This window comes from Bradyrhizobium sp. SZCCHNGR1005, from assembly GCF_032489995.1.
Lineage (GTDB): Bacteria > Pseudomonadota > Alphaproteobacteria > Rhizobiales > Xanthobacteraceae > Bradyrhizobium.
Map to the genome: position 1 here is coordinate 484381 of NZ_JAUEZC010000002.1, position 25583 is coordinate 509963.

23 protein-coding genes and 1 tRNA gene are annotated in these 25583 nt (G+C 66.1%); 8 read left to right on the forward strand and 16 right to left on the reverse strand.

Going from position 1 to position 25583, the window contains the following annotated elements:
• Nucleotides 1-123 precede the first annotated feature (123 nt).
• The 5 genes from QXZ85_RS08345 to QXZ85_RS08365 form a co-directional block, all read right to left on the reverse strand.
• On the reverse strand, nucleotides 124-1533 hold the full coding sequence (locus QXZ85_RS08345) for an adenylate/guanylate cyclase domain-containing protein (RefSeq protein WP_315702339.1): 1410 nt from the start codon (nucleotides 1531-1533) through the stop codon (nucleotides 124-126).
• A 138-nt stretch (nucleotides 1534-1671) separates the two neighbouring features.
• Nucleotides 1672-3054, reverse strand: a complete 1383-nt coding sequence (locus QXZ85_RS08350) for a cytochrome P450 (protein WP_315767728.1) — start codon at nucleotides 3052-3054, stop codon at nucleotides 1672-1674.
• A 115-nt stretch (nucleotides 3055-3169) separates the two neighbouring features.
• Complete coding sequence (locus QXZ85_RS08355; protein ID WP_316173918.1) at nucleotides 3170-4537, reverse strand: hydrolase; 1368 nt, start codon at nucleotides 4535-4537, stop codon at nucleotides 3170-3172.
• A 250-nt stretch (nucleotides 4538-4787) separates the two neighbouring features.
• A complete protein-coding gene (locus tag QXZ85_RS08360; RefSeq protein WP_315743553.1) occupies nucleotides 4788-5000 on the reverse strand; it encodes a hypothetical protein in 213 nt (70 codons plus the stop codon).
• 112 nt (nucleotides 5001-5112) lie between these two features.
• Nucleotides 5113-5400, reverse strand: coding sequence for a hypothetical protein (locus QXZ85_RS08365; RefSeq protein ID WP_315743555.1), 288 nt, complete (start codon nucleotides 5398-5400; stop codon nucleotides 5113-5115).
• A gap of 260 nt (nucleotides 5401-5660) precedes the next feature.
• Between QXZ85_RS08365 and QXZ85_RS08370 the strand changes: the two genes are divergently transcribed.
• The gene (locus QXZ85_RS08370; protein ID WP_315743556.1) at nucleotides 5661-6692 is read left to right on the forward strand and encodes a polysaccharide deacetylase family protein; all 1032 of its coding nucleotides are present in this window, start codon (nucleotides 5661-5663) and stop codon (nucleotides 6690-6692) included.
• 198 nt (nucleotides 6693-6890) lie between these two features.
• Nucleotides 6891-7475: a hypothetical protein gene (locus QXZ85_RS08375; RefSeq protein ID WP_315702333.1), complete on the forward strand. Its 585-nt coding sequence runs from the start codon at nucleotides 6891-6893 to the stop codon at nucleotides 7473-7475.
• A 16-nt stretch (nucleotides 7476-7491) separates the two neighbouring features.
• Here QXZ85_RS08375 and QXZ85_RS08380 read toward each other — a convergent pair whose 3' ends face one another.
• The 5 genes from QXZ85_RS08380 to QXZ85_RS08400 all read right to left on the reverse strand — a co-directional run bounded on the left by QXZ85_RS08380 (nucleotide 7492) and on the right by QXZ85_RS08400 (nucleotide 13269).
• Nucleotides 7492-8928, reverse strand: a complete 1437-nt coding sequence (locus tag QXZ85_RS08380) for a GSCFA domain-containing protein (RefSeq protein ID WP_315761596.1) — start codon at nucleotides 8926-8928, stop codon at nucleotides 7492-7494.
• 192 nt (nucleotides 8929-9120) lie between these two features.
• Nucleotides 9121-9196: transfer RNA gene (locus tag QXZ85_RS08385), tRNA-Thr, on the reverse strand.
• A 154-nt stretch (nucleotides 9197-9350) separates the two neighbouring features.
• Nucleotides 9351-11231 (reverse strand): heme biosynthesis protein HemY, encoded by a 1881-nt coding sequence (locus QXZ85_RS08390; protein WP_315806853.1) that lies wholly within the window; start codon nucleotides 11229-11231, stop codon nucleotides 9351-9353.
• Between the two features lie 5 nt (nucleotides 11232-11236).
• Nucleotides 11237-12484 (reverse strand): hypothetical protein, encoded by a 1248-nt coding sequence (locus QXZ85_RS08395; protein WP_315806854.1) that lies wholly within the window; start codon nucleotides 12482-12484, stop codon nucleotides 11237-11239.
• A gap of 47 nt (nucleotides 12485-12531) precedes the next feature.
• Nucleotides 12532-13269 carry a uroporphyrinogen-III synthase gene (locus tag QXZ85_RS08400; RefSeq protein WP_315761592.1) on the reverse strand — a complete coding sequence of 246 codons (738 nt, stop codon included), beginning with the start codon at nucleotides 13267-13269 and terminating at the stop codon, nucleotides 12532-12534.
• A gap of 166 nt (nucleotides 13270-13435) precedes the next feature.
• On the opposite strand from QXZ85_RS08400, the gene tsaD reads away from it, so the two are divergent.
• From tsaD to QXZ85_RS08420, 4 genes are all read left to right on the forward strand, one after another.
• Complete coding sequence (gene tsaD / locus QXZ85_RS08405) at nucleotides 13436-14503, forward strand: tRNA (adenosine(37)-N6)-threonylcarbamoyltransferase complex transferase subunit TsaD (RefSeq protein WP_315761774.1); 1068 nt, start codon at nucleotides 13436-13438, stop codon at nucleotides 14501-14503.
• A gap of 441 nt (nucleotides 14504-14944) precedes the next feature.
• The gene (locus QXZ85_RS08410) at nucleotides 14945-15925 is read left to right on the forward strand and encodes an NAD(P)H-dependent glycerol-3-phosphate dehydrogenase (protein WP_315702328.1); all 981 of its coding nucleotides are present in this window, start codon (nucleotides 14945-14947) and stop codon (nucleotides 15923-15925) included.
• Nucleotides 15926-15927: 2 nt separating this feature from the next.
• Entirely contained in the window at nucleotides 15928-16341 is a 414-nt protein-coding gene (locus QXZ85_RS08415) for an EVE domain-containing protein (protein ID WP_315743564.1), read from the forward strand.
• 168 nt (nucleotides 16342-16509) lie between these two features.
• Nucleotides 16510-16725, forward strand: a complete 216-nt coding sequence (locus QXZ85_RS08420; protein WP_315702326.1) for a dodecin family protein — start codon at nucleotides 16510-16512, stop codon at nucleotides 16723-16725.
• 189 nt (nucleotides 16726-16914) lie between these two features.
• On the opposite strand, the gene QXZ85_RS08425 is transcribed toward QXZ85_RS08420, so the two are convergent.
• The 5 genes from QXZ85_RS08425 to QXZ85_RS08445 form a co-directional block, all read right to left on the reverse strand.
• Complete coding sequence (locus QXZ85_RS08425) at nucleotides 16915-17415, reverse strand: DUF2059 domain-containing protein (protein WP_315761590.1); 501 nt, start codon at nucleotides 17413-17415, stop codon at nucleotides 16915-16917.
• Between the two features lie 949 nt (nucleotides 17416-18364).
• Nucleotides 18365-19867: an ammonium transporter gene (locus QXZ85_RS08430; protein ID WP_315702325.1), complete on the reverse strand. Its 1503-nt coding sequence runs from the start codon at nucleotides 19865-19867 to the stop codon at nucleotides 18365-18367.
• Between the two features lie 39 nt (nucleotides 19868-19906).
• Nucleotides 19907-20245 carry a P-II family nitrogen regulator gene (locus QXZ85_RS08435; RefSeq protein WP_315702324.1) on the reverse strand — a complete coding sequence of 113 codons (339 nt, stop codon included), beginning with the start codon at nucleotides 20243-20245 and terminating at the stop codon, nucleotides 19907-19909.
• A gap of 323 nt (nucleotides 20246-20568) precedes the next feature.
• Nucleotides 20569-21888 (reverse strand): ammonium transporter, encoded by a 1320-nt coding sequence (locus QXZ85_RS08440; RefSeq protein ID WP_409998203.1) that lies wholly within the window; start codon nucleotides 21886-21888, stop codon nucleotides 20569-20571.
• A 57-nt stretch (nucleotides 21889-21945) separates the two neighbouring features.
• Nucleotides 21946-22284: a P-II family nitrogen regulator gene (locus tag QXZ85_RS08445; RefSeq protein ID WP_315702322.1), complete on the reverse strand. Its 339-nt coding sequence runs from the start codon at nucleotides 22282-22284 to the stop codon at nucleotides 21946-21948.
• Nucleotides 22285-22500: 216 nt separating this feature from the next.
• Between QXZ85_RS08445 and QXZ85_RS08450 the strand changes: the two genes are divergently transcribed.
• On the forward strand, nucleotides 22501-23379 hold the full coding sequence (locus tag QXZ85_RS08450) for a DUF4339 domain-containing protein (protein WP_315702321.1): 879 nt from the start codon (nucleotides 22501-22503) through the stop codon (nucleotides 23377-23379).
• Here the strand turns inward: QXZ85_RS08450 and tesB are convergent.
• Nucleotides 23376-24245 carry an acyl-CoA thioesterase II gene (gene tesB, locus QXZ85_RS08455; protein WP_315702320.1) on the reverse strand — a complete coding sequence of 290 codons (870 nt, stop codon included), beginning with the start codon at nucleotides 24243-24245 and terminating at the stop codon, nucleotides 23376-23378. The two genes, QXZ85_RS08450 and tesB, sit on opposite strands and share 4 nt — an antisense overlap.
• A 119-nt stretch (nucleotides 24246-24364) precedes the next feature.
• Between tesB and QXZ85_RS08460 the strand changes: the two genes are divergently transcribed.
• Entirely contained in the window at nucleotides 24365-25582 is a 1218-nt protein-coding gene (locus QXZ85_RS08460) for a ubiquinone biosynthesis hydroxylase (protein ID WP_315806125.1), read from the forward strand.
• Nucleotide 25583 lies beyond the last annotated feature (1 nt).

Consider the following 25583-nt stretch of genomic DNA (forward strand, 5'->3'; position numbering starts at 1 on the left):
GCGGCGTTCTCATCTCAGATATGCGGTTCATCGGCTGCCCTGGCAATCCGCCGCGGCATTTCGCCCGCATGACATTTCGGTAAGTGTTTGCGCCCCGACTTCGTTTCCGGGGCACTCGCCCGCTCAAGGAATCTCGTACACCATCATCTTGTCGGCGACGCCGCGCAGGGCGGCGTGCTTCTGGATCGGCGTGATGTGCGCCTTCTGCAGGATGTCGACGACGCCGGGCGCCTCGATGACAGGCGCGGTGAGGTGGATCTCCTGCGCGGTCGACAGGCTCTGCACGCGCGCGGCGATGTTGACGGTCTGGCCGAAATAATCCTGACGATCGTTCAGCATCACCGCCAGGCACGGCCCCTCATGGATACCGATCTTGACGACGAGATCCTCGGTGCCGCGCTCTTGGTTCAGCTCCTTCATCGCCGCGCGCATCCGCAAGCCGGCGGCAAGCGCATTCTCGGGCCTGATGAAGGTCGCCATCACCGCATCGCCGATCGTCTTCACTACCGCACCCTTTTCGGCATTGATGATCTCCAGCAGCGCGCGGAAATGCGCCCGCACCAGATCGAACGCCGCGAGATCGCCGACCCGCTCGTACAGCGCAGTGGAACTCTTGAGGTCGGTGAACAGAAAGGTCAGCGAGGTGATCTTCAGCCGCTGATCGATGTTGAGCTGGTCGGCCTTGAACACGTCGCGAAAGGTCTGGTTCGACAGCATCCGCTTGGCGGTCAGGAACGGCTTGCGCCTGCCGGTCAGATGATGCAACGCCTCGGCCGCGACCATCACGGTCGGCAGCACGCGCAATCCCGACTTGTTGTCCAGCGCGAGTTGCAGCGGACCAGGACGCAGCACCGTGGTCTCGACCGGCGCGCGCACGCCGTCATATTTCAGCGCGAGCTGCTGCAGCTCGCCGGTCGGCTCGCCCTGCACGTCGATGAAGCGGGCAGCATGGGTCACCGGCTCGAACACGATGATGAATTGGTGCGGCAGGCTCAGCGACACGGTGTCGTGATCGCCGGCCGCCAGCTCCCGCGCATCGAGCACGACGTCGTTGGAGAGCGAAGCCATCGACGCCTCGTCGAAGTCGACGCCCGAACTCCAAAACACCTGCTTGAAATAGTCCCAGATCGGCAGCGAATGCGGATTATGCGCCGCGATCGACCTGATCCGCGGGCTGACGGTGAAGGCCGCCTCGACCTGCTGATCGACGGTCGCCTCATAGCCGCAGGCGCACAGGCCGCAGTGATATTCGTCCGAGCGCAGCGATTTCAGCGTGCCGTGCGCATCGAGCACCCCGCCACAACCGGGACACAGCACATTCCAGGTCAGATCGAACAGCCCGATCCGCGCGGCGTGAATGAAACCGGAGATCACGCGCTCCTCGTCGAGCCCGGTACGTTTGGAGAAATCCAGCGCATTGACGCGGTTGAGCTCGTGATCGGCACCATCGGCGATCAGCTGCGCGATCGCATCCGCGACCGCGGGATCGGCGGATTCCTGCAGGGCCGAAAACTGGACTGCCGTGGCGTTCATGGATTGACCGATGTCCCTGGGTGCGCGCGAAGATGTGGGCATGTACCAGCTGAAATGCGAGGGGGAACGTTCTCGTTGCCTCATCCTGGAACCGCACCACTGTCTCAATCACCTGACGCAGGCGGTCAAGCCACCCGCTTACCGCGGCGTGATCCGGAACATCGGCGAGCGATCCGGCTGCGTGGTCACCACGCCGACCGGGGTCACCGGCACGGTGTCGATCAGCTCGATCCGGAACGCGGCGACCAGCCGGGCCAGCGCGAGCACGGCCTCGACCAGCGCAAAGTGTGCGCCGATGCAGACGCGCGCGCCGGCGCCGAACGGCAGATAGGAGAACCGCTCGGGCGGCGGCGCATTCGACAGGAAGCGCTCGGGCATGAACGCGTTCGGCGCCCGCCACAGTTTCTCATGCCGATGCAACAGCCACGGTGCAATCAGGATGACGTCGCCGCGCTTGACCGGAAAGCCCGCAACCGCATCCGGTCCCAATGCCGCGCGTGCGATCAGGAAGGCCGGCGGATAAAGCCTGAGCGTTTCGTCGACGACTGCACGGGTAAACGGCAAGCGCTCCGGATCATCCGTCGCCGGATTGTCCTTCGCTTCCCGGGCCAGCCTGTCCTGCGTGAGCGGATCGAGCGCGAGCAGATACAGCGCCCAGAACAGAGCGGTCGCAGTGGTCTCATGTCCCGCGAGGATCATGGTCGCGACCTCGTCGGCGAGTTGCGCATCGGTGAAGGCCGCGCCGGTCTCGGGATCGCGCGCGGCGCCCATCAGATCGAACAGGTCGCGCGGCGGTGCATCCTCGCTTTTTCCCCGCGCCCGCCGCTCCGCCATCAGCATCGCGACGAAGGCGGTCCAGCGCTTGCGAAACCGGGCGCGCGCGAAATCGCGCGGCGTCGGCCAGGACAGCGGCAGCACGATGTCGAGCAGATGCGGGCTCGCCAGCCGCGTGCCATATTCGAACACGAAGTCGCGCAAGGTGCTGCCATGGCGGCCCATCTCGAACGAGAACATCGTGCGCCCAGCGATGTCGAGCGTCATCAGCTGCATGATCTCACGCAGATCGACCGGCGCGTTGCCCTGTTGCGTGAGCCGAGCCACGGCCTCGTCGACGACCGCCACCATGTGCGGGATCAGGCCGGAGACCGCGCGCGGCGTGAAGGCCGGAGCCAGCGTGCGCCTTTGATGCTTCCAGGCCTTGCCTTCCGCAGTCAGCAGACCATCGCCGAGTATCGGCCGCAAGACGCGGATGCCGCCGGGCGTGCGGGCGTAGTTCTCGTAATTGTCGACCAGCACATGCTTGATCGGATCGGGCGTATTGAGGATGAAGCTGGAGCGGCCGAAGAAGCGGCCGGCGACGACCTCGTCCTCATAGGCGCGCTGCCCCCAGGTCGCGATCGCGTTCTCGCCCATCTTCAACACGCGCCGGAACGTACCCATGCTGTCCGGTGCCCGCGGCGGCATCGGCGGCACCAGCGGCGAGCGGGACTGCGGCAGATAGTGGACTTCGGCGACGCTCATTGGTGAACTCACAATCATCGCCCCCGCGATCCCAGCGGCTCACGTCCACGGGGCCCCCTTCAGAGCTTGAACAGCGCTGGCGACAGGAGATCTGCAGGCTGCCCCGTCCGAACAGCTATGTCGTCAGCTCGATCACCGCAATCCTGCCCTCGGATACGGGCCAAAGCCGGGCAGCGATGCGTTGCTCATTGAACTCACCGATGATGGTGCGTCCGGCCTCGCCCGCGGGCAATCGCAACGTGGTCGCCGCGTCGGTCGGCACCCCCTTCTGCACGTCGGTCGGCTCCTTGCCGTCTAGCAAAACGATATCGCGCGGCAGACCGAAATAGCCGCGCGGCCGTGACATGATGATGATGGCGCCAGCTCCCGCGTCCGCCGGTCCGATCGGACGCGCTGCACGCAAATGCACGACGTCTGACGAACGCGGAAAAGGCGCGCGGTAGAAATGCGTCGTCGGTGCGCCGGCCGAGGTGAGCACGATCTCGAGACAGGATGCCGGATCCACCTCCGCAGGCCCCCAGCGTCCGTCGGCCTCGGTCTGCCCGCGATAGACGATGTCGCCGATCCGTTCCCCGGTCTCCGGCGAGATGCGGTAGACTTCGACCGTCGCTCCGGACACCGGACGATTGGTCGGCACCCCGGCGGGCGTGCCGCTCACCAGCCCACTGAGACGAACCCGCTTCTCCGGCACGATCGCGATCCGGTCGGGCTCGCGGCCTGCAATCGACTTGTAGATCTCGCGGAAGGCGCGCGGATGAAAGGCGACCTCGCGGTGATCGAGTGCGCCGAGCACGAGGTTGGTCGCGCCCTTCAACGCTGGTCCTTCCGCAGTGATCCCGGTCGGCACGCCGGGCTTGCCGATCAGGCGGCCGTCTGCTTGCGCATATTTGTCCAGACCATCGCTGCGCAAGGTGAGGAATGCGACGCCGTCCGTCACCTCGCTCTCGCCGGCATTCAACCCGCGCAGGAATGCTCCGCGACCGTTGAACTCGCTGCCGGGATTTTCATCGGAGTCGAACACGCCGTGATTGGGCGTTCCGCACAAGACGGCGTGGCTGATATCCGCTGCGCCGCCGTTCTTGATGACGTTGCGGATCGCATAGCCGCCGCGCGAGCTGCCGACCAATGCGATGCGTGCTGCGCCGGTCTCGCCCTTCAGCGCCTTGATCGCAGCAGCGAGCTCGCGGCGCTGATCCTCGGTCGAGGATCGGTTCGGCTGGGCCACGCCGTCATCGTTGCGCGCCAAGGGATCCGTGAAGTTGAGCGCAGCCATTCGGCCGCGGGGCACGCCGTTCGACTCCATCCGCCACAACGTCGTCATCCATAGTGCGGCGTGATCACCATTGCCGTGGACAAACAGGACCGGCGGAATCTCGCCGCCGGGCGCAGCCGCGGATTGCGCAGATGCACGGACCGAAAAAGCGGCGGAGAGCAATGGCAGCGAGCCCATGCCCTGCAGGATGGTGCGTCGGCTCAAGCTCATTGGCGTCTCCCGGTCATGGATTGATTGTACGCATCGTTTCCACGCGTAAGACTTCCGTCACGAATGGGTCCGAACAGCGGCGGATCGCGGCGGGCATTCACCTCACCGGCGGCAGGAATCAGCCAAGCACCGGGAGCGCCGCGATCGCGCAAAGTGGCGTGCGGCAATCACGCGAAGCTCGAAGCTGCCGAACCACGAGCCCGGAAATCATGCCGTAAAGAATCCGACCTTGCCGACGCGACCGGCGAACTCACTGACCGTGCTCGGTCAGGGTCTTTTCACAGGGCTTGGACAGCCGGGCTCGATGCTGCTTCAGGCAGGCGAGCACGGCCTGATCGCCATCGTTCATGACCGAGCGGCACAATCGCGACACGTCGCGCGCACAGGCGTCGTGACCGACCTGCTGCGCGGAGGCAGCGGATGCCAAGAGAACGAGAGGTATGACGAAGAGAATTCTGCTCATGGCTGACGCCTCGCTCCCGGACCTTCATGCGTTGGAGGCGTTCTAAAGCGCACCACGGCCGGCCGCAAGCCGATGGAATCGGCCGGCATGCCGTGCACTCCGATACCGCTTTCTACATCGCTCGATCGGCATCGGCGACCTTGCCGGCCTTCCTCCCGATCTCCCGGTCGAGCACGGCGCGGCAGCCCGCGGTCAGGTCGGAGCGGTGCATGACCATGCAGGCGGTGATCGCGGGGATGTTGGGGATCTCGCTGCTGCAGAGACGAAAGGCATCGCCGCTGCACATCTGCTGCGCCTCGGCGCTGAAGGCGAAGCTCTCGCGAGAGGTCATGATCGTCAGGGCACAGATGACGAAGGCGACAGCGACTGAAGTGCACAGGCTCGAGGCGGACAAGGTCATGATCGGCTCCCATCGCCACCCGGTTGCGGCGCTCGTTGTCGATGCCGCCATCATGGCCGCGAACGCCTGGAACCACCGTGATTGCGGTCACATCACGAGCTTGTGCAGACCATCCCATTCCGGAGCGCTGGAAATGGCAGCTCGGCCGGCGCGCGTTGGGACCGCGTTAAGGTTTCATTGGCATTAATCGAATCTGATCAATTGCGCAGGACGGCCGCGCGTCCCCGTAGATCGAGTGTGGTGTTTTCGGGAAGAGTAACATGCGTAATGCGTTGGGCTTGATGTTGGCCGCCATTGTCGCGGCAGTCGCAATCACTGGGGTGTGGCGTTACGTGTCCGCCCCGCATGCGGTGCTGGCCGCGCCGCAAACCACGGCCGCCCGCGTCGCGGAACCGGCAAGCGCGTCACCGAAACTGGCCGCGAAGGACGACGTCGAGTTCACAGCCGCCGTGCCGGCCAAACCTGCCGCGATGCCGCCTGCACAGTCGCTGCCGACCTCGGCTTGTGCCAATCCGGATGCGCTCGGCATTTCCCGCACCGTCGTGGTCGACACCACCGGCGGCCCCGGCTTCGGCCTCGATCACTTCAAGCAGTTCGACTTCCTCACCGATCACGAGGTCGTCCTGACCTTCGACGACGGTCCGTGGCCGAACAATACGCCTGCGGTGCTGAAGGCGCTGGCCGACGAATGCACCACCGGCGTGTTCTTCCCGATCGGCAAGCACGCGACCTATCATCCGGAGATCCTGCGCCAAGTCCTGGCGGCCGGCCACACCGTCGGCGCACACACCTGGGGGCACGCCAATCTGAACGGCAAGAAGATGACCGATCAGACCGCGAAGGACGAACTGGAGAAGGGCTTCAGCGCGGTGAAGTTCGCGCTCGGCACCAACCCGTCGCCGTTCTTCCGCTTCCCGCAGCTGCAGCACCGGCCGTCGGCGGTGGCCTATCTCGGCACGCGCAACGTCGCGATGTTCTCCTGCGACGTCGATTCCTTCGACTTCCGTTCCAAGGACGCCGATCAGGTCGTCAACACCGTGATGGCCGGGCTCGAGAAGAAGGGCAAAGGCATCATCCTGATGCACGACTTCCAGAAGCACACCGCCGAAGCGTTGCCGACGCTACTGCGGCGACTGAAGGCCGGCGGCTTCAAGGTCGTCGCGATGAAGGCAAAGGCGTCGCTGGAGACCCTGCCGGAATATGACGCGATGATCGGCCAGGATCCGAAACTGCCGACCACCATGACCAGTGCGCGGCCCATCTCGAGCGTGATTCAGACCATTTCCCAGTAGCGAGCACGCCGGTCCGTCCTGAGCTGTGGCGAAAGGCCGGGCTTTGCCCGGCCTACTGCTTTGGCCTCGATGCTCGGCGTCTTCCGATTAGACAATCGCTCCTGCAGAAGTATGGTGGTGTGAAAGAATACAAGGTGCCGGCGAGTTCAGCTGTTGGCACCAATGGGCCAGGAAGCCGCCAGTAAACAGGAGGGAAGCATGCGCCGCGCCGTAGCAGCGATGTCCTTGATCGCCAGCGCCTTGTGGTTCGGACAGGCGTTCGAACAGGCTTGGGCGCAGAGCGGCGAGAACGAGGTCGAGGAGGTCTATGTCGCGCGGTCTGTGCGCCGTTCGCGCGTCGTGCCCTCGGATTTTTGCGCGCCGACCAAAACCGGCTTTGCACCTGCGCTCGAGGATCAGCTGAGCATCAAATCGGTCAACACGCGGCCGTCCGACGGCCGCATGACCGGCACCGGTGACAAGGATATCGGCGACATGCGGGTCTGCGTCGGGCAGGCGATGGACCCGACCGTTCTCGGCACCTATGCCGAAGGCCACCTGAATGGCATCGCCTTCACAGGCGTCGGCGATTGCCGGCTGGTGCGGGGCAATCTGCCGGAAGACGGCCTGCTCACGCACCGCTGCTTCATGCTGCTGTCGGGGCTTCCAGAGCCCTATGTCGGCGGATTCCTGGTCTCCAGCTCGATGTATTCGCGGACGCCCTTCGGCGAGGAGAGCTCGCCGAAGGGCTATGCGCAGGCCGGCCTCATGATCATCCGCCTGTTCAAGCGCCGCCAGCCGTGAGGCGGCTTCTTTCGACTCAAGCCGCCGAGAACATCTCGACGAAAGCCCTGATGGTGCCGTTCACCTTGTCTTCCGAGACGTGCCAGGCGGCGCCGTCATCGGCCGCGAAGTAGTTGCTGGCGTTCGAGCCCGCCCACCGGAACACCTCGAACGAGGGCCAGTAGAAAATGTTCGACAGGTTCGAATTGTTCACGACCTCGTGGGCGACCAGCCGCATCGTGCTTTTCGACAGGCAATCGGCCTGAACCGCGGATTCATATTCGAACGAGGCCAGCAGCGGCACCGGCGAGACGGTGACGATGATCTTGATATCCGGCACCACGCTCCGGATGAATTCGATCAGATAGAGCACGTTGTCGACGTTCTCCTGAACGCTCGCGGTCCGGAACTGATACTTCTCCGCCAGCGCCCGCGAATTCAGCGCGGTCGGCCGCGGCAGCACGAAGGCGCCCGTGGTCCGGTCGAAGAACGCCGCGGCGACCCCGAGCGTCAGGATGAAGACGTTGCTCGACTTGATGACCTCGAGCGTCTTTTCCTTGCTCCAGCCGGGTGGCAGCAGCTCGACGATCCGCTCGCGAACGCTGTCGTCGATCGCGGCCCCGCGCAGCCAGTCGACGAAGACGCGGTTCGCGAAGGTGGTGTTGATGTATTCCGAAATCTCCATGTGATGGGCCGCATAGCCGTTCTCATGCAGGCTTTTCGCGAGATTGCGGGCGAAGCAGGAGCCCATGGTGAAGAACCGGGTCTGCTTGGTCAGGAATTTGGGTCCCGCTTTCAGATTGACCGCGATGTGATCGCCGATCAGCTTCTGGAAATCGCCGAGGAAATCCGCGGTCTCGGGGTAGCGCCCGACCTTGCTCTTATTAGTCTTGGCGCCGGGGTCGTTCTTGCGCGTCCGCGCGACCTCCAGGGTCTCGCGATTGGCGGGCGTATCATAGGCCGGGTCGAGCGCGATGGCCTTTTCGAGCGAAGCGATCGACTCTTCGAACAGGTTGCCTTGGGTCAGGATTTCGCTCAGCCGGAAGTAGTCGTCGGCCAGGTTCGAGGCGCGGGCCAGCTTGCGGTAGAGTTCGATCGCCTTTGCGAACGGCCCGACATGGCTGCAGCGCAGGGCCGCGCTCCTGATCAGGTGCAGGTTGCCTTCCGTAGGCGTGTTGAAGATCTCGGGGTGCTCGTCGAGGATCGCGAGCATCATGTCGCGCGCTTCGGCGTGGGTCTTGTGCGTGCCGTCCTCGATCAGCTGCGCATAGATGAAGCGGGCGCTGAGATCCTTGCCGTCCAGCTCGAGCAGCTTCTGGAACGCCAGCCGCGCGCTGACGAAGTCCTTGTCCTCAAGGTATTTGTAGCCGAGCGCCTTGATCTGGGCGATCAGCGACTGGAACTCTGCGTGATTGTCGAGTGCGGAGGTTGCGGTGGTCATGTCGAGATTGCGCCCTTGAATTCGCCTGAACATGCGTTGGCTGCCCGCACGCCTGATTGGCGTTGCGAGTTGGGGCTGCATTCTGCAGTTACTGGATACCGATCTCCGGCTGCCGTGTGCGGCCACGGAGTACGCAAGCGAACGGGCTTCGGCCCGCGCTGATTCGATGCTGTGAGGAGGTTAGCCGGGATTTCCGGAGCTTGCTAGCCGGGGAACACCACGGAGTGGTGCCGCAAGAGGGATTCGAACCCCCGACCCCGTCATTACGAATGACGTGCTCTACCAGCTGAGCTATTGCGGCGACCGTGTCATTCCGCGGCTTGCGACGGCGCAGCCGGCCACGGACGCGCCTCTGATATCGGGCGGGCGGGCGATTGGCAAGGACAAGCCGGCCGCAAGCCGCCGGCGCGGTAATTTTTGTGGCGGACCGCGCGTGAGCGGGCGAAACGCCCGCTTCAGCCCCCGAACCGGGACAGGAAGCCGCGCCAGCCGCCGGCCTGCTGCTTCGGCGCGATCTGCTCGGCGAATTCGTCCCGCGCCGCTTCGTCCTCCTCGATCCCGGGATCGTCGGGCGGCCGGATGATCGGCACGATCGCCGGGATCGGCGGTTCCGCCGGCTTACCGAGATCGCTGCGCGCACGGTACAGGGGCGCCGGCCCAAGAGGCGCGGAACTCGCGGGCGCCGATGCTGCCGGAGCGGCGCGCTCGGCCGGGGCAGAATTGCGCGTCGCCGCGGACGCCGGGGGGCCTCCGGACGCATCCTCCGGTGCTGCTGCCTGCAGGGGCGGCGCCGGTTCTGGCGCCTCGACCGGCGCTGCGGCCACGGACTTATCCTCAGCGCGTTCCACAGGCTTATCCGCAGGCTTGTCCACAGCGTCATCCACCGGCGTCGAAGCCGGGAGATTGTCCTGCAGGGTCGGCCCGGTCACGGCGGGCTCGGATGCGACCTCGCGCGGCGGCTCGGCAAGGCCCTGGGCAATCGTCGGCCGTTCCGGAACGGGCAGCATCGCTTCGTCGAAGGGCTGCGGTTCGATGGCGGCGCCGCGCTCCGACGGCAGGCTGGCCACCGGCGTCTGCCACTGGAAGGCGTCGAGCCGGCCGGTGACCGGCGACACCGGGTGCCAGCGGTGGCTGACATAGCCGTCGGCGGTCCAGGCCGGATCGTGGCGGGCCCGCACCGCGCGCAGCGTCCATTCGCGCGCCTTGCCGGCATCGCCGTGCTCGGTGCGCTCCAGCTCCGCCATCAGCATCGCCACCCGCTGCGTGGGATCGGCGATGAACGGCGCCAGCGCGTCCCGCGCCCGCTTGAACTCGGCGGCATCGATCGCGGCGCGCGCGATCGCCAGCGCCCCTTCGATCTGGCCCGGCGTCCGGCCTGCGAGGTTCTCGACCCGCGACAGCCGCTGCCGGGCGGAATCGCCGAGCCGCACATGGGCATAGGCCTCGGCAAGCTCGGGATGCGGCTGCGCGATCCAGGCCGCCTCGATGATCTTCATGGCACGGCGCACCTGGTGCGCCTCGCTCTCGAATTTCGCCGCCAGCACCGCGGCCGGCACCAGGGTCGGCGCCAGCTTCACCGCCTCCATGACGCTCGTGCGCGACAGATCGCGGTTCTTGCTTTCCAGCTCGATGGCGCGGGCCGTGAGCAGCACGCCGCGCTGGCGGCGGTAGGTCGGCTTGTCGACCAGCCCGGCGGTGTAGTTGCTGTCGAGAATCGCGAGCGCGCCGTTCCAGTCGCCTTGCGCGCAGCGGAAGCCGAGCACCGCCTGCGAGGCCCAGGTCGCCTGCGGCGCGACCTTCAAGGCTTCGTCCGCGATCATGACCGCGGCGATCGCATCGTCGGAGCGCTGCGCCTCGATGAACAGGCCGCGCAGACCGAGCAGCCGCGTGTCCTGGCGCTCGGCCATGACGCGGAAGGCGCGCCGCGCCGCCTCGGGGTCGCCTTCGAGCTGCGCGGCTTGCGCATGCAGCAGCAGGGTCAAGGGATCGTCGCCGGCGAGCCGCCGCGCGACATCGGCGTGCCGCCGGGCCGCGGTCGGGTCGCCATGGCCGATCGCGAGCAGGCCGTGGGTGATGGCATGGCGGCCACGGGCATGGCGCCGCGCATGATGGTGGCGGCGGATGCGGCCGGGCGCACGCAACAGCGCGCTCAGGATGCTCCACAGCAGCATGATCGCGACGATGGCGATGCCGAGCAGCAGCACGAACACCGGAAGGCCCATCTCGGCCTTCCACGGGCCCCAGGTCAGCACGACGTTGCCGGTTTGCTCGGCGACCCAGGCAGCGCCTGCCGCAGCGAGTCCAACCAGGACGAGGAAGAAGACGATCCGGATCATGGCCTTCACTGCCCGGCTTTGGCTGGAGGGGTGGCAAGCGCGGTCATGGCATCGTCGGCGAAATGACGGGACGCCGCCAGCGCGGCATCGCGGGCATTGACCTTGTCGAGCCAGGCTTGCGCCGGCGTACGGTCGGCCTCCGGCAACAGCTCGAGCTCCCGCCGCGCGTCGGCGACATCGTTGCGCACGGCGGCCGCGGTGATGCGCGCCACCACCGCGCCGCGGTCATTGCCCGTCGCATCGCTGCGTTCGATCCGCACCAGCTTGGCCGCGCCGGCCTGCAGGCGATCGACGATCGAGGTCCCGGTGGGCGCGGTCTCCGGCTGCTGCGGCGCCAGCGTCGGCACGATGGTCAGGAGATCGCGCGCCAGCGCCGGCGGACTCGGCACGCCGGTCTTGGCGAACGGCTCCAGCGGCTTCAGCGCATCAGCATTGGGCGCAAACGATTTTGCCGTCGCCAGCGCCGCGGCGTAGGGATCGCCATGACGCACGGCGACATCGAGCAGAGCGGCCGCAACGACACGCCGCAGCGGCATGTCATCGGTCGGCTTGGCCTCCGCGATCTTCCCGCTCGCCTGCGCCAGCGCCGCGCTCTGGCTGCGGCTGGCGCGCTCGAGCTGGTCGATCCGCGCGGTCAGGCCGGAGAGATCGACCGCGGCCGCGCCGTCGCGCGGCGCCGCCTTGAGGTCGCCAATCGCGGCAGCCGTCTTGTCGGATTGCGCGCGCAGCGCTGCGACGTCGTTGCGCACCGAGGCGACAGCCTTGTCCAGCGCATCGATGCGCCCGGCGAGCGCACTGTCCGGCTTGCCGATCCGCCCCTCGAGGCTTTTGACGCGGCCGCTGAGATCGTCGACCACGGACGACAGCTGCGGCGCGGCGGTGGGCGCCGTGACCTCCGGCCAGCCCAGCATCCAGCCGACGCCGATGACCAGCGCCGCCGCCACGGCACCGGAAAACGGCGCGACGATCCAAGGCGAGATCGGCCGCGCCGGGCGCGGCGGCGGCTCGCTTGCGGCAATCGCCTCGTCGGCAGGCGTCTCCACGCCGGCCGGTTCGGCCGCCTCCAATTCGGGCTCAGGCGCGCCATGCGGATGCGCTTCGCTCGCCGCGTCGGACGAGCCCTCCGCGACCGCCTCGGCCGGGGCCGGGTGGGTCTCGCTCGAAGTCGGTTCGAGATCGATGGTCGGCGGCGAACGCTTCGGCCGTCCGGTCTCGGCAGCCGGACCAGCGGTATCGGACGGATCATCGACCATGGCGGCAGTTCCCTTGACTAGAGATTGGGCAGGCCCTCTTACGCCATTCACGGCCGCAACGCACGGGCCAGGCCCTCCAACAAATTTTGTTCATCGGGATGCGCCGCGAACGTCACGCGGGCGGCGCCGGCCTCGCGCAACACCCCCGCCACCGAATCGGAGATGCAGTATTGCGGCACCGAGAGCGCCGAGATTTCGACGCCTTCGGCGCGCGCCGCCGCCACAAAGGCCTCGGCGCTCCGGCGCGAGTAATGCACCACGGCCTCGACGCGGTCGGCGGCAAAGGCATCGCAGACCTCCCGCGGCAGCGCGCTGACCTGCGCCATCCGATAGACCGTCGCCGTCACCACATCGAAGCCGCGCTCGATCAGCTCGGAGGCGAGATCGCGCGAGATGTCGCTGCCGGCGAGATAAAGCAGGGTCCTGCTCGCCTCGAACACGCGCGCGGCGGCGCTGTCGACGACCAGCTCCCGCAGGCGCGCCGCATCGCCATCGGCCGAGATGACCTCCGTAAATCCAGCCTCGCGCGCCGCCGACGCAGTCTGCGCACCGACGGTGAACAGCGGCAACGCGATGAGCGGCGAGCCGGACAATTGCGGCGCGGCGGCGCGCAGCGCATTGGCCGAGGTGGCGATGACGGCGCCGACATCGCCGCCCAGATCGGCCGGAAGCGGCAACGGCTCGAAGCGCAGCATCGGCGCCAACAGCACGTCGAAGCCGCGCGCGCGCAAGGCGTCCGCAGTGCGGAGATTATCGGGGGATGGGCGGGTCACCAGCACAGCCATGTGCTATGCTCTCGCTGGGCAGCGCGCCGCCGGGTCGCAATTGACAAAGTCGCAATTGACAGACGATTGCACCTTGCGACCTCGTGGTGTTAGGCGGTCCCATGGCGGGAGATCGCGCCACATAATAACCGAAGGGTTGAGATTGGGTAACGATTCACAAGCGCTGGTGCTGGGCATCGAGACCACCTGCGACGAGACCGCCGCGGCGGTGGTCGCGCGTGCTTCGGACGGCAAGGGGCGGATCCTTTCCAATGTGGTGCGCTCTCAGACCGAAGAACACGCGCGCTATGGCGGGGTGGTTCCTGAGATTGCCGCTCGTGCCCATGTCGATCTGCTGGACGGCATTATCAAGGCGGCGATGCGTGAAGCCGGCGTCGCGTTCGCGGAGCTCAACGCCGTCGCGGCCGCTGCCGGCCCCGGCCTGATCGGCGGCGTCATTGTCGGCCTTACCACGGCAAAAGCGATCGCGCTGGTGCATGGCACGCCGCTCGTCGCGGTGAACCATCTCGAAGCGCATGCGCTGACGCCGCGCCTCACCGACAACATCGACTTCCCTTATTGCCTGTTCCTGGCCTCCGGCGGCCACACCCAGATCGTCGCGGTCGCGGGTGTCGGCGACTATGTCCGGCTCGGCACCACGGTCGATGACGCCATGGGCGAGGCCTTCGACAAGGTCGCGAAAATGCTGGGCCTGCCCTATCCCGGCGGGCCGCAGGTCGAAGAAGCGGCGCGCAGCGGCGACGCCGCGCGGTTCGCCTTGCCACGGCCGATGCTGGGACGCAGCGATGCCAATTTCTCACTGTCGGGATTGAAGACGGCGGTGCGCAACGAGATCGGCCGGATCGGAGAGGTGACGCCGCAGGACGTCAGCGACCTCTGCGCCAGCTTCCAGGCGGCGGTGCTGGACTCGACCGCCGACCGGCTGCGTGTCGGCCTGAAGCTGTTCAGGCAGCGCTTCGGCGCGCCGACCGCGCTGGTCGCCGCCGGCGGCGTCGCGGCGAACCAGGCGATCCGCGCCGCGCTCGACTCCGTGGCGCAGGAGGCCGGGACCACGCTGATCGTGCCGCCGCCCGCGCTGTGCACCGACAATGGCGCCATGATCGCCTGGGCCGGCGCCGAGCGGCTTGCGCTCGGCCTGACCGACGGCATGGACAGCGCGCCCCGCGCCCGCTGGCTGCTCGATGCCAATGTCAGCGTGCCCGAGAAATTCTCCAACACCCGCGCGGGGTTTTGAGGAGGGTGCGTTGGTCCTCTATGTCCACAGAGCCGGTGCGCTGCCCTCCCCCTTGCGGCAGGGCGATCGCATATGGAGAAAAACTCGGCCGACGAGCTCTCCCGCGGCCGTCCTTCGAGACGCTCGCCTCCGGCGAGCTCCTCAGGACGAGGGCTCGTTTGCGGCAAAATGGCAGACCTTCATGGTGAGGAGCGCCGCATGCGGCGCTCCTCCGGACGATGCTACGCATCGCCGGGAGAACCATGAGGCCCGATCCAGTTTGCGCCATATGCGATCGCCCTGCCCCTGGCGGGGAGCGCATAGGCCGCATTTGGCGGCCGCCTTAAGAGAACGCCGAAGCCAAGCTTCGGGTGGGGGCGGCCCCATAAAGACTCTCGCACGTGGCACCCCCCTCCCCGACCCTCCACCGCAAGGGGGGAGGGAGCACTGAGACCGCCCGTGATGTCGCGCTTCCGATCCATCAGCATCATCGGCGCCGGGGCCTGGGGCACGGCACTGGCAGCCGTCGCCGCGCGCGCCGGGCGAGATGTCACGCTCTACGCCCGCGATGCCGCGCACGCCGCGGAGATCGCCGCGCGGCGCGAGAACCCGCGTCTCGCCGGCATTCCGCTCGCACCTGAGATTTCGATCACCAGCGAGCTCGCGCAGGCGGCGGACGCCGAGATCGCGCTCGTCGCCGTGCCCGCGCAGCATCTGCGCGGCGCCATCCTGCATCTTGCGCCGTACTTGAAACCCGCCACGCCACTCATCGCCTGCGCCAAGGGCATCGAGCACGGCACCCACAAATTCATGACCGAAGTGATCGCGGCAGCCGCGCCGCACGCACACCCGGCCATCCTCTCCGGCCCGAGCTTTGCCGACGATGTCGCACGCGGCCTGCCGACGGCGGTCACGCTGGCCGCGCATGACGAGGCGCTCGCGGCAGATCTCGTCCACGCGCTGGGCTCCGCCACGTTCCGCCCCTATCACAGCACGGACGTGCGCGGCGTCGAGATCGGCGGCGCCGCCAAGAATGTGCTCGCGATCGCCGCCGGCATCGTAGCCGGGCGCAGGCTGGGCGCATCGGCGCTCGCAGCACTGACCACGCGCGGCTTTGCCGAGCTCGCCCGCTTCGGCCGCGCCTGCGGCGCGCGCAGCGAGACGCTGACGGGCCTGTCCGGCCTCGGCGATCTCATTCTCACCTGCGCCGGTCCCCAATCGCGCAATTTCGCCGCGGGCCTGGCGCTCGGGCGCGGCGAGCCGCTGCCCGCCGGCAAGCTGGCGGAAGGGCAATACACGGCGCCGGTGCTGGTCGAGCTGGCGGCATCGCTCGGCATCGAGATGCCGGTGTCGAACGCTGTGGTAGGCATCCTGAACGGGGACTTGACGATCGAGGCGGCGATCGAGGCGCTGCTGACGCGCCCGTTCAAGGCGGAGGAATGAGAATGGCGTACTGGCTGGTGAAATCCGAGCCTTCGGTGTGGTCGTGGGAACAGCAGGTGGCCAAAGGCGCCAAAGGCGAGGCCTGGACCGGCGTGCGCAACTTCACGGCGCGGCAGAACCTCGTGGCCATGAAGAAGGGCGACCTCGCCTTCTTCTATCATTCCAACGAGGGCAAGGAGATCGTCGGCATCGCCGAGGTGATCAAGGAGGCCTATCCCGACCCGACCGACAAGACCGGCAAATTCGTCTGCGTCGACATCAAGGCCGACAAGCCGTTGCAGACACCGGTGACGTTGGTCGCGATCAAGGCAGAGAAGAAGCTGTCCGAGATGGCGCTGGTGAAGCAGTCGCGGCTCTCGGTGCAGCCGGTGACGCCGGAGGAATGGAAGCTCGTCTGCAAGATGGGCGGGATGTAGCTGCGCAAGGTCTGGTAAGCCACGCCGTGCGCAAGCGCCATTCATGGTAGCACCAGGGCCTGTGGCTGGCCGATCCAGGCAGCGTTCTTTCGGGCACGGCATCGTGGTGCTACGTTCGCCTGTGGCAGGAAGCACCTGCTTCCTGCTCATACCGAACAGGAGAACGACATGCCTGACAGTGTCTACAAAGTCATCGAGCTGATCGGTACCAGCAGGGAATCCTGGGAAAAGGCGGCCGCGAACGCAGTCGAACAGGCCGCGAAAACCCTCCGAGACCTGCGCGTCGCAGAAGTCGTCCAACTCGACATGCAGCTCGACGCCAAGGGGAAAGTCGAGTCCTATCGGGCCAAGCTCAACGTGTCGTTCAAGTTCGAAGGCTCATGAGCTGAGCATATCCCGGTTGCGGATCGCTGAACCGGCCTATCGATTTGGGACCGAACCGATTGCGCCTGTCGGTCCAGCTGGTGATAGCCGAGGATGAAAGCTCGTCTGCGAGATTGAACCGGATATCGCGAAGGTCTTCGACCGGGACGCATCGCCAGAGCCAGGGCACGGCCGGTGCCGTGCCCTGGCTCAAAGATCCACGCCGCTCTTGCGCAAGTCCTCGATCATTCGCTTCTTCATTTCCTCGCCGACTGCCTGGCCGAATTGCTTTCCGACGGCCATCGATTCCTGTGCGAGCAGCGGCATCTTCTGCAGGAACCGCTGGCCGGCAGGGGTCTTGTAGAAGGCGGTCAGGACCTTGAGATCCTCCGCCGAGAAGTTCCTGGCGTAGATCATCGCGGTCGCATCCGAGAACTCAGAAGCCTTACTCTGAAATGCCTCGAGCAGCTTGGGGGTCATCGCATCATATTGGCGATCCACCTCGGGGCGTCCCTGGACGATTGCCGATTTCATACCCTTCACGATGATCGGCATCACGGCCGCGAACTGATCCTTCAGATGCATCACTGCGATCAGCTCCTTCGCCGCCGCCAGCGATTCGGGCGTCGGGTCCTGTGCTCTTGCGGCAGGAGACGTTGATGCAGCGAGCAGAATGGACAACCCGACGACCAAATACCGGCACCAGCGCATTTATTCCCCCTTGGACCACAGTCGCGATCCCGCCGAAGATCCACTTGCATTCTACCAGAAAGTTTGTGGCGCGCATCACTCGGCGATAGGCGTCGGCAACTTGCTTAGTTAGCGGTCACCGACGGAGCTCGCGATTGAGGATTTTTCGCTACGGCTCGTAAACCGCGTGTTTGCCTGTCGTGCCAATCTGCCGCAATGCCGCGCGCTTGCCATGTCGGGCAAATCACCACCATCATTCCGCACGTCCCGCCGCCGCATGAGGGGCGTTTCGCGACCGTCACGAACCGTTGGCTGTGGGATGCGATGGGCGTGTGTTGCTGCAGCGCGAGTCTCTCGCGCGGACGAACAGCGATGCGCGCACGGTCAAGTCGCGCGGTCCTGGCATCCCGACGCTGATGCCAAGTTCGCGACGAGGCTTCGCCTCGCGCGGACGACGGTGGCCAGAAAGCCCGGCGCACCGGGGAGAACGCGCAGCAGCCGTTAAAACCATTCGCGCAGGGAAGGCCGGTCGTTCCGGCTCGTACCTGTGGTGACTGCCGCCTGCATTTCTTTCTGCAGGCGGGCCATGGGTGCGGCCAGCGCCCGGCCTTCCCTGCGCCCTCATGATTGGAGGGTGACGAATTCAGCACAGCTCGGACGCATCGTGTCGCGAGGACGTTTCCGCATATCCAGCTGTCATGCCCCGCGAAGGCGGGGCATCCAGTACGCCGCGGCTTCTCGGTCGATCGCGACCGACAGTGAGTACTGGATCGCCCGGTCAAGCCGGGCGATGACAGCGGGGGAGACAGGAGATCCGTCGCCATCACATCAGCCCTTCGACTCAAAAAAGAAAGGGGCCCCAGCTTGCGCTGGAGCCCCTCAACGGTCAGGGCATTGCCGGGTATCTGCCCGAACCGAAGTTTTGGCCCGGTCCCTCGGGAGGTGTCTTGGGACCGAGCCCCGGGAGAACTCAGTAGTTGTAGGCCCGCTCGCCGTGATCGGTGATGTCGAGACCCTCGCGCTCCTGCTCCACGGTGGGACGCAGGCCGATGATCACGTCGACGACCTTGTAGAGGATCGCCGAACCGACGCCCGACCACACCAGCGTCGCCAGCACCGCCTTGCCCTGCGCCAGCATCTGCGTGGCGAAGTCGTAGGTGCCGGCGTTGTTGCCGGTGATGTTGGTGTAGTCGGTGATGCCGACGCCACCCAGCGCGGGGTTGACCAGGATGCCGGTGCCGAGCGCGCCGATGATGCCGCCGACGCAGTGCACGCCGAACACGTCGAGTGCGTCGTCATAGCCGAGCGCGTTCTTCACGGTGGAGACGAAGAACAGGCAGACCGGCGAGACGATGAGGCCGAGCACCAGCGCACCGACCGGGCCGGCATAGCCGGACGCCGGGGTGACGGCGACGAGGCCGGCGACCGCACCCGAGCAGATGCCGAGCAGCGAGGGCTTGCCCTTCACGGCCCATTCGCACAGCAGCCAGGACAGCGCCGCACCGGCGGTCGCGACCATGGTGTTGACGAAGGCGAGCGCGGTGGTGCCGTTGGCTTCGAGGTTGGAGCCGGCGTTGAAGCCGAACCAGCCGACCCACAGCAGCGAGGCGCCGATCATGGTCATGGTCAGCGAGTGCGGAGCCATCAGGTCCTTGCCGTAGCCGGTGCGCTTGCCGATCACGAGCGCGCCGACGAGGCCCGCAATGCCGGCATTGATGTGCACCACGGTGCCGCCCGCGAAGTCGAGGGCGCCAGCCTGGAAGAGCCAACCGGCGTTGGCGTTGACTTCATCGAGCTTGGCCTGAGCGGCAGTCTTGGCGGCCGCGTCAGTCGCCGCAGCGAGCGCCTTGGCCGCAGCGGCGATGTCATCCGGCGCCGGGACGTACCAGACCCAGTGCGCGATCGGGAAGTAGATGAAAGTCACCCAGAGCAGGATGAACAGCATCACCGACGAGAACTTGATGCGCTCGGCGAAGGCGCCGACGATCAGGGCCGGGGTGATCATGGCGAAGGTCATCTGGAACACGAAATAAGCGAGTTCGGGGATCACCACGCCGTTCGAGAAGGTCGCCGCCGTCGAGTTGGCGTCGATGCCGTGCATGAAGGCCTTGGAGAAACCGCCGACCCACGAGGTCATGCTGCCGCCGTCGCTGAAGGCCATCGAGTAGCCGTACAGTGTCCAGATCACGCCGACCATGGCGACGATCGCGAACACCTGGGTCAGGACCGAGGCCATGTTCTTGGTGCGGACCAGGCCGCCGTAGAACAGGGCGAGACCGGGCACCGACATCATCAGAACGAGCGCGCTGGACACGAGCATCCAGGCGACGTCGCCCTTGTTGGGAACGGGGGCGGCTGCAGCGGCTGCGGCAGGTGCGTCTTCGGCGAACGCCAGATCCGCAAATCCTGCAACGCAGAGCCCTGCGATGGCGAGCGTTATCCATCCCGCGCTGGTTGGACGCTTAAACGTCATTTTCTTCTACTCCGTAAGTGTTTCAATTTGAGCGGGAAATCAAAGGGCCGCGGCATCAGCCTCGCCGGTGCGGATGCGCACGGCGTGGTCGAGATTGATGACGAAGATCTTGCCGTCGCCGATCTGTCCGGTTTTCGCCGCCGAGCTGATGGCGTCGATGGTCTTGTCGACCTGGTCGGCCGGGATCGCGACTTCGATTTTGATCTTTGGCAGGAAGCTCACCGCATACTCAGCGCCGCGGTAGATTTCCGTATGGCCCTTCTGCCGGCCATAACCTTTGACTTCCGTCACAGTGAGACCATGAACGCCAATGGCGGTCAGGGCATCACGGACTTCTTCCAGCTTGAATGGCTTAATGATCGCCATAACAATTTTCATGAGTCCTATCCCCGCTTGGGCCCGGCACGGACGTTACCGAGCACTTCTTTGCGACTGAGGTCCCCAGCGCGGAGAAATCTTCACAACGCGGGCACAGCCGGGAGGCCTAGAATCAAATGCCGTGCCAGACGGGCAACGACGCCTAACGAACTATGAATGCGGACCTTTTCCGCCTTTGGCCGGATAGCCCTGACCTGCGCTATTCGGTCGCGCCTAAACAATGGGCAATTATGCGCGATTTTTGCGCAGACAGGCAACCTCCGGACGAACTGCCCACGCAAAGGGCAACATTCGCCGGCTGCTATGAGATCAAATGGCGCCGATTACTGCAGCGCTTCGCCGTGCTGCGAAATATCGAGGCCTTCGAGTTCCTGGGAACGGGACACCCGCAGCGGCACGATGGCGCTGACGAGCTTCAGCAGGCCGTAGCTGACGCCGGCCGACCAGACCAGGGTGACGGCGACGCCATAGAGCTGGACCAGGAGCTGCCGGGGATGGCCCTCGAGCAGCCCCGCCGTGCCGCCGATCGAGGCTGTCGCAAACACGCCAGCCAGCAGGGTTCCCGTCAGCCCCCCGATGCCGTGGACCCCGAACACGTCGAGCGAATCGTCGTATTTGAACCGGTGCTTCAGCGAGGTGCAGGCCCAGTAACACACCGCGCCGGCGATCACGCCGATGACGATGCCATGCCAGGGCGCGACGAAGCCCGAGGCCGGCGTGATGGTGCCGAGGCCCGCGACCGCGCCCGAGATCATGCCGAGCACGGACGGCTTGCGCCGGGCCGACCATTCGATCGCGCCCCAGGTGATCGCGCCCGCGCAGGCCGCGAGATGCGTCGCCAGGATCGCCATCACGGCATGCGAGTTGGCGGCGAGCGCCGAGCCGCCGTTGAAGCCGAACCAGCCGACCCACAGCAGGCCGGTGCCGATCACCGCAAGCGACAGGTCGAACGGCGCCAGATTCTCGGCACCATAGCCCTGTCGCTGGCCCATCACCAAAGCTGCGACCAGCCCGCCGGTGCCGGCCGAGAGGTGGACGACGAGCCCGCCGGCGAAATCGATCACGCCCATGCTGGCGAGAAAACCGCCGCCCCAGATCCAATGCGCGAGCGGCACATAGACCAGGATGAACCAGCCGATGGAGAACACCAGATAGGCCGAGAAGCGCATGCGGTCCGCCACCGAGCCCGCCACCAGCGCGACCGTGATGATCGCAAAGGTCATCTGGTAAAGCATGAACAGCGATTCCGGGATGGTCTTGGCCGCGGGATGCACGCTGTCGAGGGTCAGCCCCGCCAGGAAGGCGCGGTTGAGCGAGCCGAGCCAGGGACCGTCGCCGACGAAGGCCAGCGAGTAGCCGAACGCGACCCAGAGGATCGAGATGACCATCACCGCCGCGAGGCTCTGCGCCATGGTCGCGAGCACGTTCTTCTTCCGGACCATGCCGGAATAGAACAAGGCGAGGCCCGGCGTCGTCATCATCAGCACCAGCGCGGTCGCAACGATCATCCAGGCGGTGTCGGCCGCGTCGATCCCGGGCGCTGCGGCCAAGGCGGGCGATGCGCTTACGATGGCAGCGAGCGCGGTCGCCGCAAGCACGCGGATAACGCGAGACGAGAATGCCCCCATGACAGTCCTCAGCATATCGAGATGAACGCGAAGGCGCGGCTGCGCTGCCGCGCGCGAGCAAGTGGTTGCGGCCTACAGCGCGTCGGCGTCGGTCTCGCCGGTCCGGATGCGGCGGGCATGATCGATCGGCGTCACGAAGATCTTGCCGTCACCGATCTGCCCCGTGCGCGCGCTCGTCGTGATGACCTCGACCGCCTTGTCCGCGACGTCGGAGGCGACCGCGATCTCGATCCGCAGCTTGGGCAGGAAGTTCACGACATATTCGGCGCCGCGGTAGATTTCGGTGTGGCCCTTCTGCCGGCCGTAGCCCTTCACCTCGGTGACGGTCATGCCGTGGACCCCGATGGCGGTGAGGCCCTGCCGCACCTCGTCAAGCTTGAAAGGTTTGATGATCGCGACAACGAGCTTCATGGCGATGCCTTGGGTCCCTCAAGATCAGGCAGCCTGGTTCTGAGGCAGAGCATGGTCCCCTCGGCTGGCTGGTTGATAGGCACATGGCACAAAAATTCCGCAGGGTTAAGCAAAAAACGTCCGGCATCGCTGCTGTTCACTGAACGGAAAGCCCCGACGGCCGACAGATGGGGAGGACGCGCCGCCGCGCCGGCTCCCCCTCCTTGAGGATGCAAGATGTCGAATCGTCCCTGGTATTATGCGTTACAAGGCCAGCAGCAGGGTCCGGTGTCCGAAAGCGCACTCCGCGACCTCGTCGCCAAGGGCGTCGTCACGGCCGACACGCTGGTCTGGACCGAGGGCATGGCAGGCTGGGAGAGGGCCGATCATATCCCAGGATTGGTCTCCGACATCGCCGACCATCCCGCAGGATCGGTCCCGAGCTCCGGCGCGGCCGGGATTGCCGAGGGACCGCTATCGGCCGAGCTCGAACTCTGGCCGTTTCTCGGCCGCGCGCTGCTGTTCGTGATCGGCACGGCTTTCGTCATTCCGGCGCCGTGGACCGCAACCTACTTCTATCGTTACGTGATCGAACGGATCCGAGCGCCGAGCCGCTCCGCGCTGGGCTTCACAGGCCAGCCGCTCGACATCTGGTATGTCTTCATCGGCATGGGCGTGCTGATCTATGTCGGCCCGAGCAACAGGCCCGTCGTGGAATTGCTCGTCATGGTCGCCCAGGTTTTGCTGTCCTGGCTGGTGGTCCGTTGGATGGTCAGCAATATCATCGTCGATGGCCAACCTATCGGACGCTTCGAAGGCAGCGTGCTCACCTATGTCGGCTGGCATGTGCTGATGATCATCTCCGCAATCACGATCATCGGCTGGGCCTGGGTCATCACGGCCTGGATGCGCTGGATCTGTCGCAACATCCAGGGCACCCGGCGCGAGATCATCTTCACCGCGAGCGGGCTCGAGATGCTGTGGCGGACGGTGTTGTTCGCCATCGGCTGCGTGCTGATCATCCCGATCCCATGGGTGCTGCGCTGGTACACCCAATGGTATGTGTCACAGTTCGCCCTGGTGTCGCGCGCTTCGATACCCGCCTCAGGGCACTAAGTGGGCGACCTGCGCTCGCGCACCGAGCCTTCCTGCGCCACAGAGGCGACGAGCGTGCCGTCGGGCTTGAAGATCAGGCCGCGCGTCAGGCCGCGGCCGGCTTGCGCGCTCGGCGAATCCTGCGAATAGAGCAGCCATTCGTCGGCGCGGAACGGCCGGTGAAACCACATCGCGTGATCGAGGCTCGCCGGCATCATCCGCTTGTCGAACAGCGTGCGGCCGTAGCGCGCCATGACCGCGTCGAGCAGCGAGAAGTCCGAGGCATAGGCGAGCGCGCACATATGCAGCGCCGGGTCGTCCGGCAGCTTGGCCGCAGTCCTGATCCAGACATGGATGCGGCCGTCATCGATCTTCTGGCCGAAATAACGGCCGAGCTCGACCGGACGCAGTTCGATCGGACGATCGGATTCGTAGTAGCGGCGGATGAAGTCCGGCATCTCCCGGAACATCGGCTGCTTGGAGACTTCTTCGGCAGTCAGTTTTTCCGGCGGCGGCACATCCGGCATCTTGTCCTGATGGTCGAACGCGCTCTCCTCGTCGGTGTGGAACGACACCATGACCGAGAAGATCGCGTTGCCGTGCTGGATCGCGGTGACGCGCCGGGTCGCATAGCTCTTGCCGTCGCGCAGCCGCTCGACCTGGTAGATGATCGGCACCTGCGGATCGCCCGGCAGGATGAAATAGCAATGCAGCGAATGCGGCAGCCGTCCTTCGACCGTGCGGCAGGCAGCCATCATCGCCTGGCCGATGACCTGGCCGCCGAACACGCGCTGCCAGCTCGTCTTCGGGCTGTTGCCGCGAAACAGGTTCACCTCGATCGGCTCGAGGTCGAGGATCGAGATCAGGTCGATCAGGCCCTTGGACATGGGTTAAGCCTTCGCTTGGTCAGACCAATCGGTCGCGACAATTGGCGACGGCATGGTTCACCGCCCTGTTTCGCCCAGCTATACTCCCGCCGCAAGAGCATAAGGGTAAGCGGGTTGGCATGACACAGCGGAGCATCGTGATCGGCGGCGGCGCCTTTGCCGGTTTGGCGCTGGCCTTGGCGCTGCGGCAGGGCCTCGGGCCGGACGTCCCGGTGATCGTGGCCGACCCGGCACTGGGGGCGCGGCCGAGCCGCGATCCCCGCGCCAGCGCCATCGTGGCGGCCTGTCGGAAGCTGTTCGACGCGATCGGGGTCTGGGCCGATGTGGCCGAGCAGGCACAGCCGATCCTGGACATGGTGATTACCGATTCCAGGCTCGAGGACGCCACCCGGCCCGCCTTCCTGACCTTTGCCGGCCAGGTCGAACCCGGCGAACCCTTCGCCCATATGGTCGAGAACCGGCATCTGATCGACGCCCTGGTGGCCCATGCGGAAGCTGCGGGCATCGTGCTGAAGCCGACCGCGGTGACGAATTTTGCGACCCAGGCCGACGGCATCGAGGTGACGCTCGCCGATGGCAGCCGTATCGCGGCCGGCCTCCTGGTCGCCGCCGACGGCGCCCGCTCAAAGCTGCGCGAGCGCGCCGGCATCGTCACCCATGGCTGGGACTACAACCAATCCGGCATCGTCGTCACCGTCGGCCATGAACGCGATCACGAGGGGCGCGCCGAAGAGCATTTCCTGCCCCCCGGGCCGTTTGCGATTCTGCCGCTTACCGGCAAGCGCTCCTCGCTGGTGTGGACCGAGACCCGCGCGGAGGCGCAACGCCTTGTCGCCCTGAGCGCGGATGAATTCCATGCCGAGCTGGAAAAGCGCGCCGGCCTGCATCTCGGCGAACTCAAGGTGCTGGATCAGCCGCGGGCCTTTCCGCTGTCCTATTTCGTGGCGCGCTCCTTCATCGCCCCGCGGCTCGCCCTGGTCGGCGACGCCGCCCATGTGATCCATCCGATCGCGGGCCAGGGTCTCAATATGGGGCTGAAGGATGTCGCAGCGCTCGCCGAAGTCGTGGTCGATGCCGCCAGGCTCGGGGCCGATCCGGGCCAGATCGACGTGCTCGAGCGCTACCAGCGCTGGCGGCGCTTCGACACGATGGCGATGGGGCTTGCCACCAACTCGCTCAACTTCCTGTTCTCCAACAAATCGACACTGCTGCGTACCGTGCGCGACATCGGGCTTGGCCTGGTCGACCGCACCCCGCCCTTGAAGGAGCTGTTCATCCGTCAGGCCGCGGGGCTGACCGGCGAGATTCCGCGGCTTCTGAAGGGCGAGGCGCTGTGAG

What these genes read in the sequence shown, in the direction of transcription:
- QXZ85_RS08345 (WP_315702339.1), bottom strand. Translation starts at nt 1,533, where the DNA reads ATGAACGCCACGGCAGTCCAGTTTTCGGCCCTGCAGGAATCCGCCGAT.
- QXZ85_RS08350 (WP_315767728.1), bottom strand. Translation starts at nt 3,054, where the DNA reads ATGAGCGTCGCCGAAGTCCACTATCTGCCGCAGTCCCGCTCGCCGCTG.
- QXZ85_RS08355 (WP_316173918.1), bottom strand. Translation starts at nt 4,537, where the DNA reads ATGAGCTTGAGCCGACGCACCATCCTGCAGGGCATGGGCTCGCTGCCA.
- QXZ85_RS08360 (WP_315743553.1), bottom strand. Translation starts at nt 5,000, where the DNA reads ATGAGCAGAATTCTCTTCGTCATACCTCTCGTTCTCTTGGCATCCGCT.
- QXZ85_RS08365 (WP_315743555.1), bottom strand. Translation starts at nt 5,400, where the DNA reads ATGACCTTGTCCGCCTCGAGCCTGTGCACTTCAGTCGCTGTCGCCTTC.
- QXZ85_RS08370 (WP_315743556.1), top strand. Translation starts at nt 5,661, where the DNA reads ATGCGTAATGCGTTGGGCTTGATGTTGGCCGCCATTGTCGCGGCAGTC.
- QXZ85_RS08375 (WP_315702333.1), top strand. Translation starts at nt 6,891, where the DNA reads ATGCGCCGCGCCGTAGCAGCGATGTCCTTGATCGCCAGCGCCTTGTGG.
- QXZ85_RS08380 (WP_315761596.1), bottom strand. Translation starts at nt 8,928, where the DNA reads ATGTTCAGGCGAATTCAAGGGCGCAATCTCGACATGACCACCGCAACC.
- QXZ85_RS08390 (WP_315806853.1), bottom strand. Translation starts at nt 11,231, where the DNA reads ATGATCCGGATCGTCTTCTTCCTCGTCCTGGTTGGACTCGCTGCGGCA.
- QXZ85_RS08395 (WP_315806854.1), bottom strand. Translation starts at nt 12,484, where the DNA reads ATGGTCGATGATCCGTCCGATACCGCTGGTCCGGCTGCCGAGACCGGA.
- QXZ85_RS08400 (WP_315761592.1), bottom strand. Translation starts at nt 13,269, where the DNA reads ATGGCTGTGCTGGTGACCCGCCCATCCCCCGATAATCTCCGCACTGCG.
- QXZ85_RS08410 (WP_315702328.1), top strand. Translation starts at nt 14,945, where the DNA reads ATGTCGCGCTTCCGATCCATCAGCATCATCGGCGCCGGGGCCTGGGGC.
- QXZ85_RS08415 (WP_315743564.1), top strand. Translation starts at nt 15,928, where the DNA reads ATGGCGTACTGGCTGGTGAAATCCGAGCCTTCGGTGTGGTCGTGGGAA.
- QXZ85_RS08420 (WP_315702326.1), top strand. Translation starts at nt 16,510, where the DNA reads ATGCCTGACAGTGTCTACAAAGTCATCGAGCTGATCGGTACCAGCAGG.
- QXZ85_RS08425 (WP_315761590.1), bottom strand. Translation starts at nt 17,415, where the DNA reads ATGCGCTGGTGCCGGTATTTGGTCGTCGGGTTGTCCATTCTGCTCGCT.
- QXZ85_RS08430 (WP_315702325.1), bottom strand. Translation starts at nt 19,867, where the DNA reads ATGACGTTTAAGCGTCCAACCAGCGCGGGATGGATAACGCTCGCCATC.
- QXZ85_RS08435 (WP_315702324.1), bottom strand. Translation starts at nt 20,245, where the DNA reads ATGAAAATTGTTATGGCGATCATTAAGCCATTCAAGCTGGAAGAAGTC.
- QXZ85_RS08440 (WP_409998203.1), bottom strand. Translation starts at nt 21,888, where the DNA reads ATGCTGAGGACTGTCATGGGGGCATTCTCGTCTCGCGTTATCCGCGTG.
- QXZ85_RS08445 (WP_315702322.1), bottom strand. Translation starts at nt 22,284, where the DNA reads ATGAAGCTCGTTGTCGCGATCATCAAACCTTTCAAGCTTGACGAGGTG.
- QXZ85_RS08450 (WP_315702321.1), top strand. Translation starts at nt 22,501, where the DNA reads ATGTCGAATCGTCCCTGGTATTATGCGTTACAAGGCCAGCAGCAGGGT.
- tesB (WP_315702320.1), bottom strand. Translation starts at nt 24,245, where the DNA reads ATGTCCAAGGGCCTGATCGACCTGATCTCGATCCTCGACCTCGAGCCG.
- QXZ85_RS08460 (WP_315806125.1), top strand. Translation starts at nt 24,365, where the DNA reads ATGACACAGCGGAGCATCGTGATCGGCGGCGGCGCCTTTGCCGGTTTG.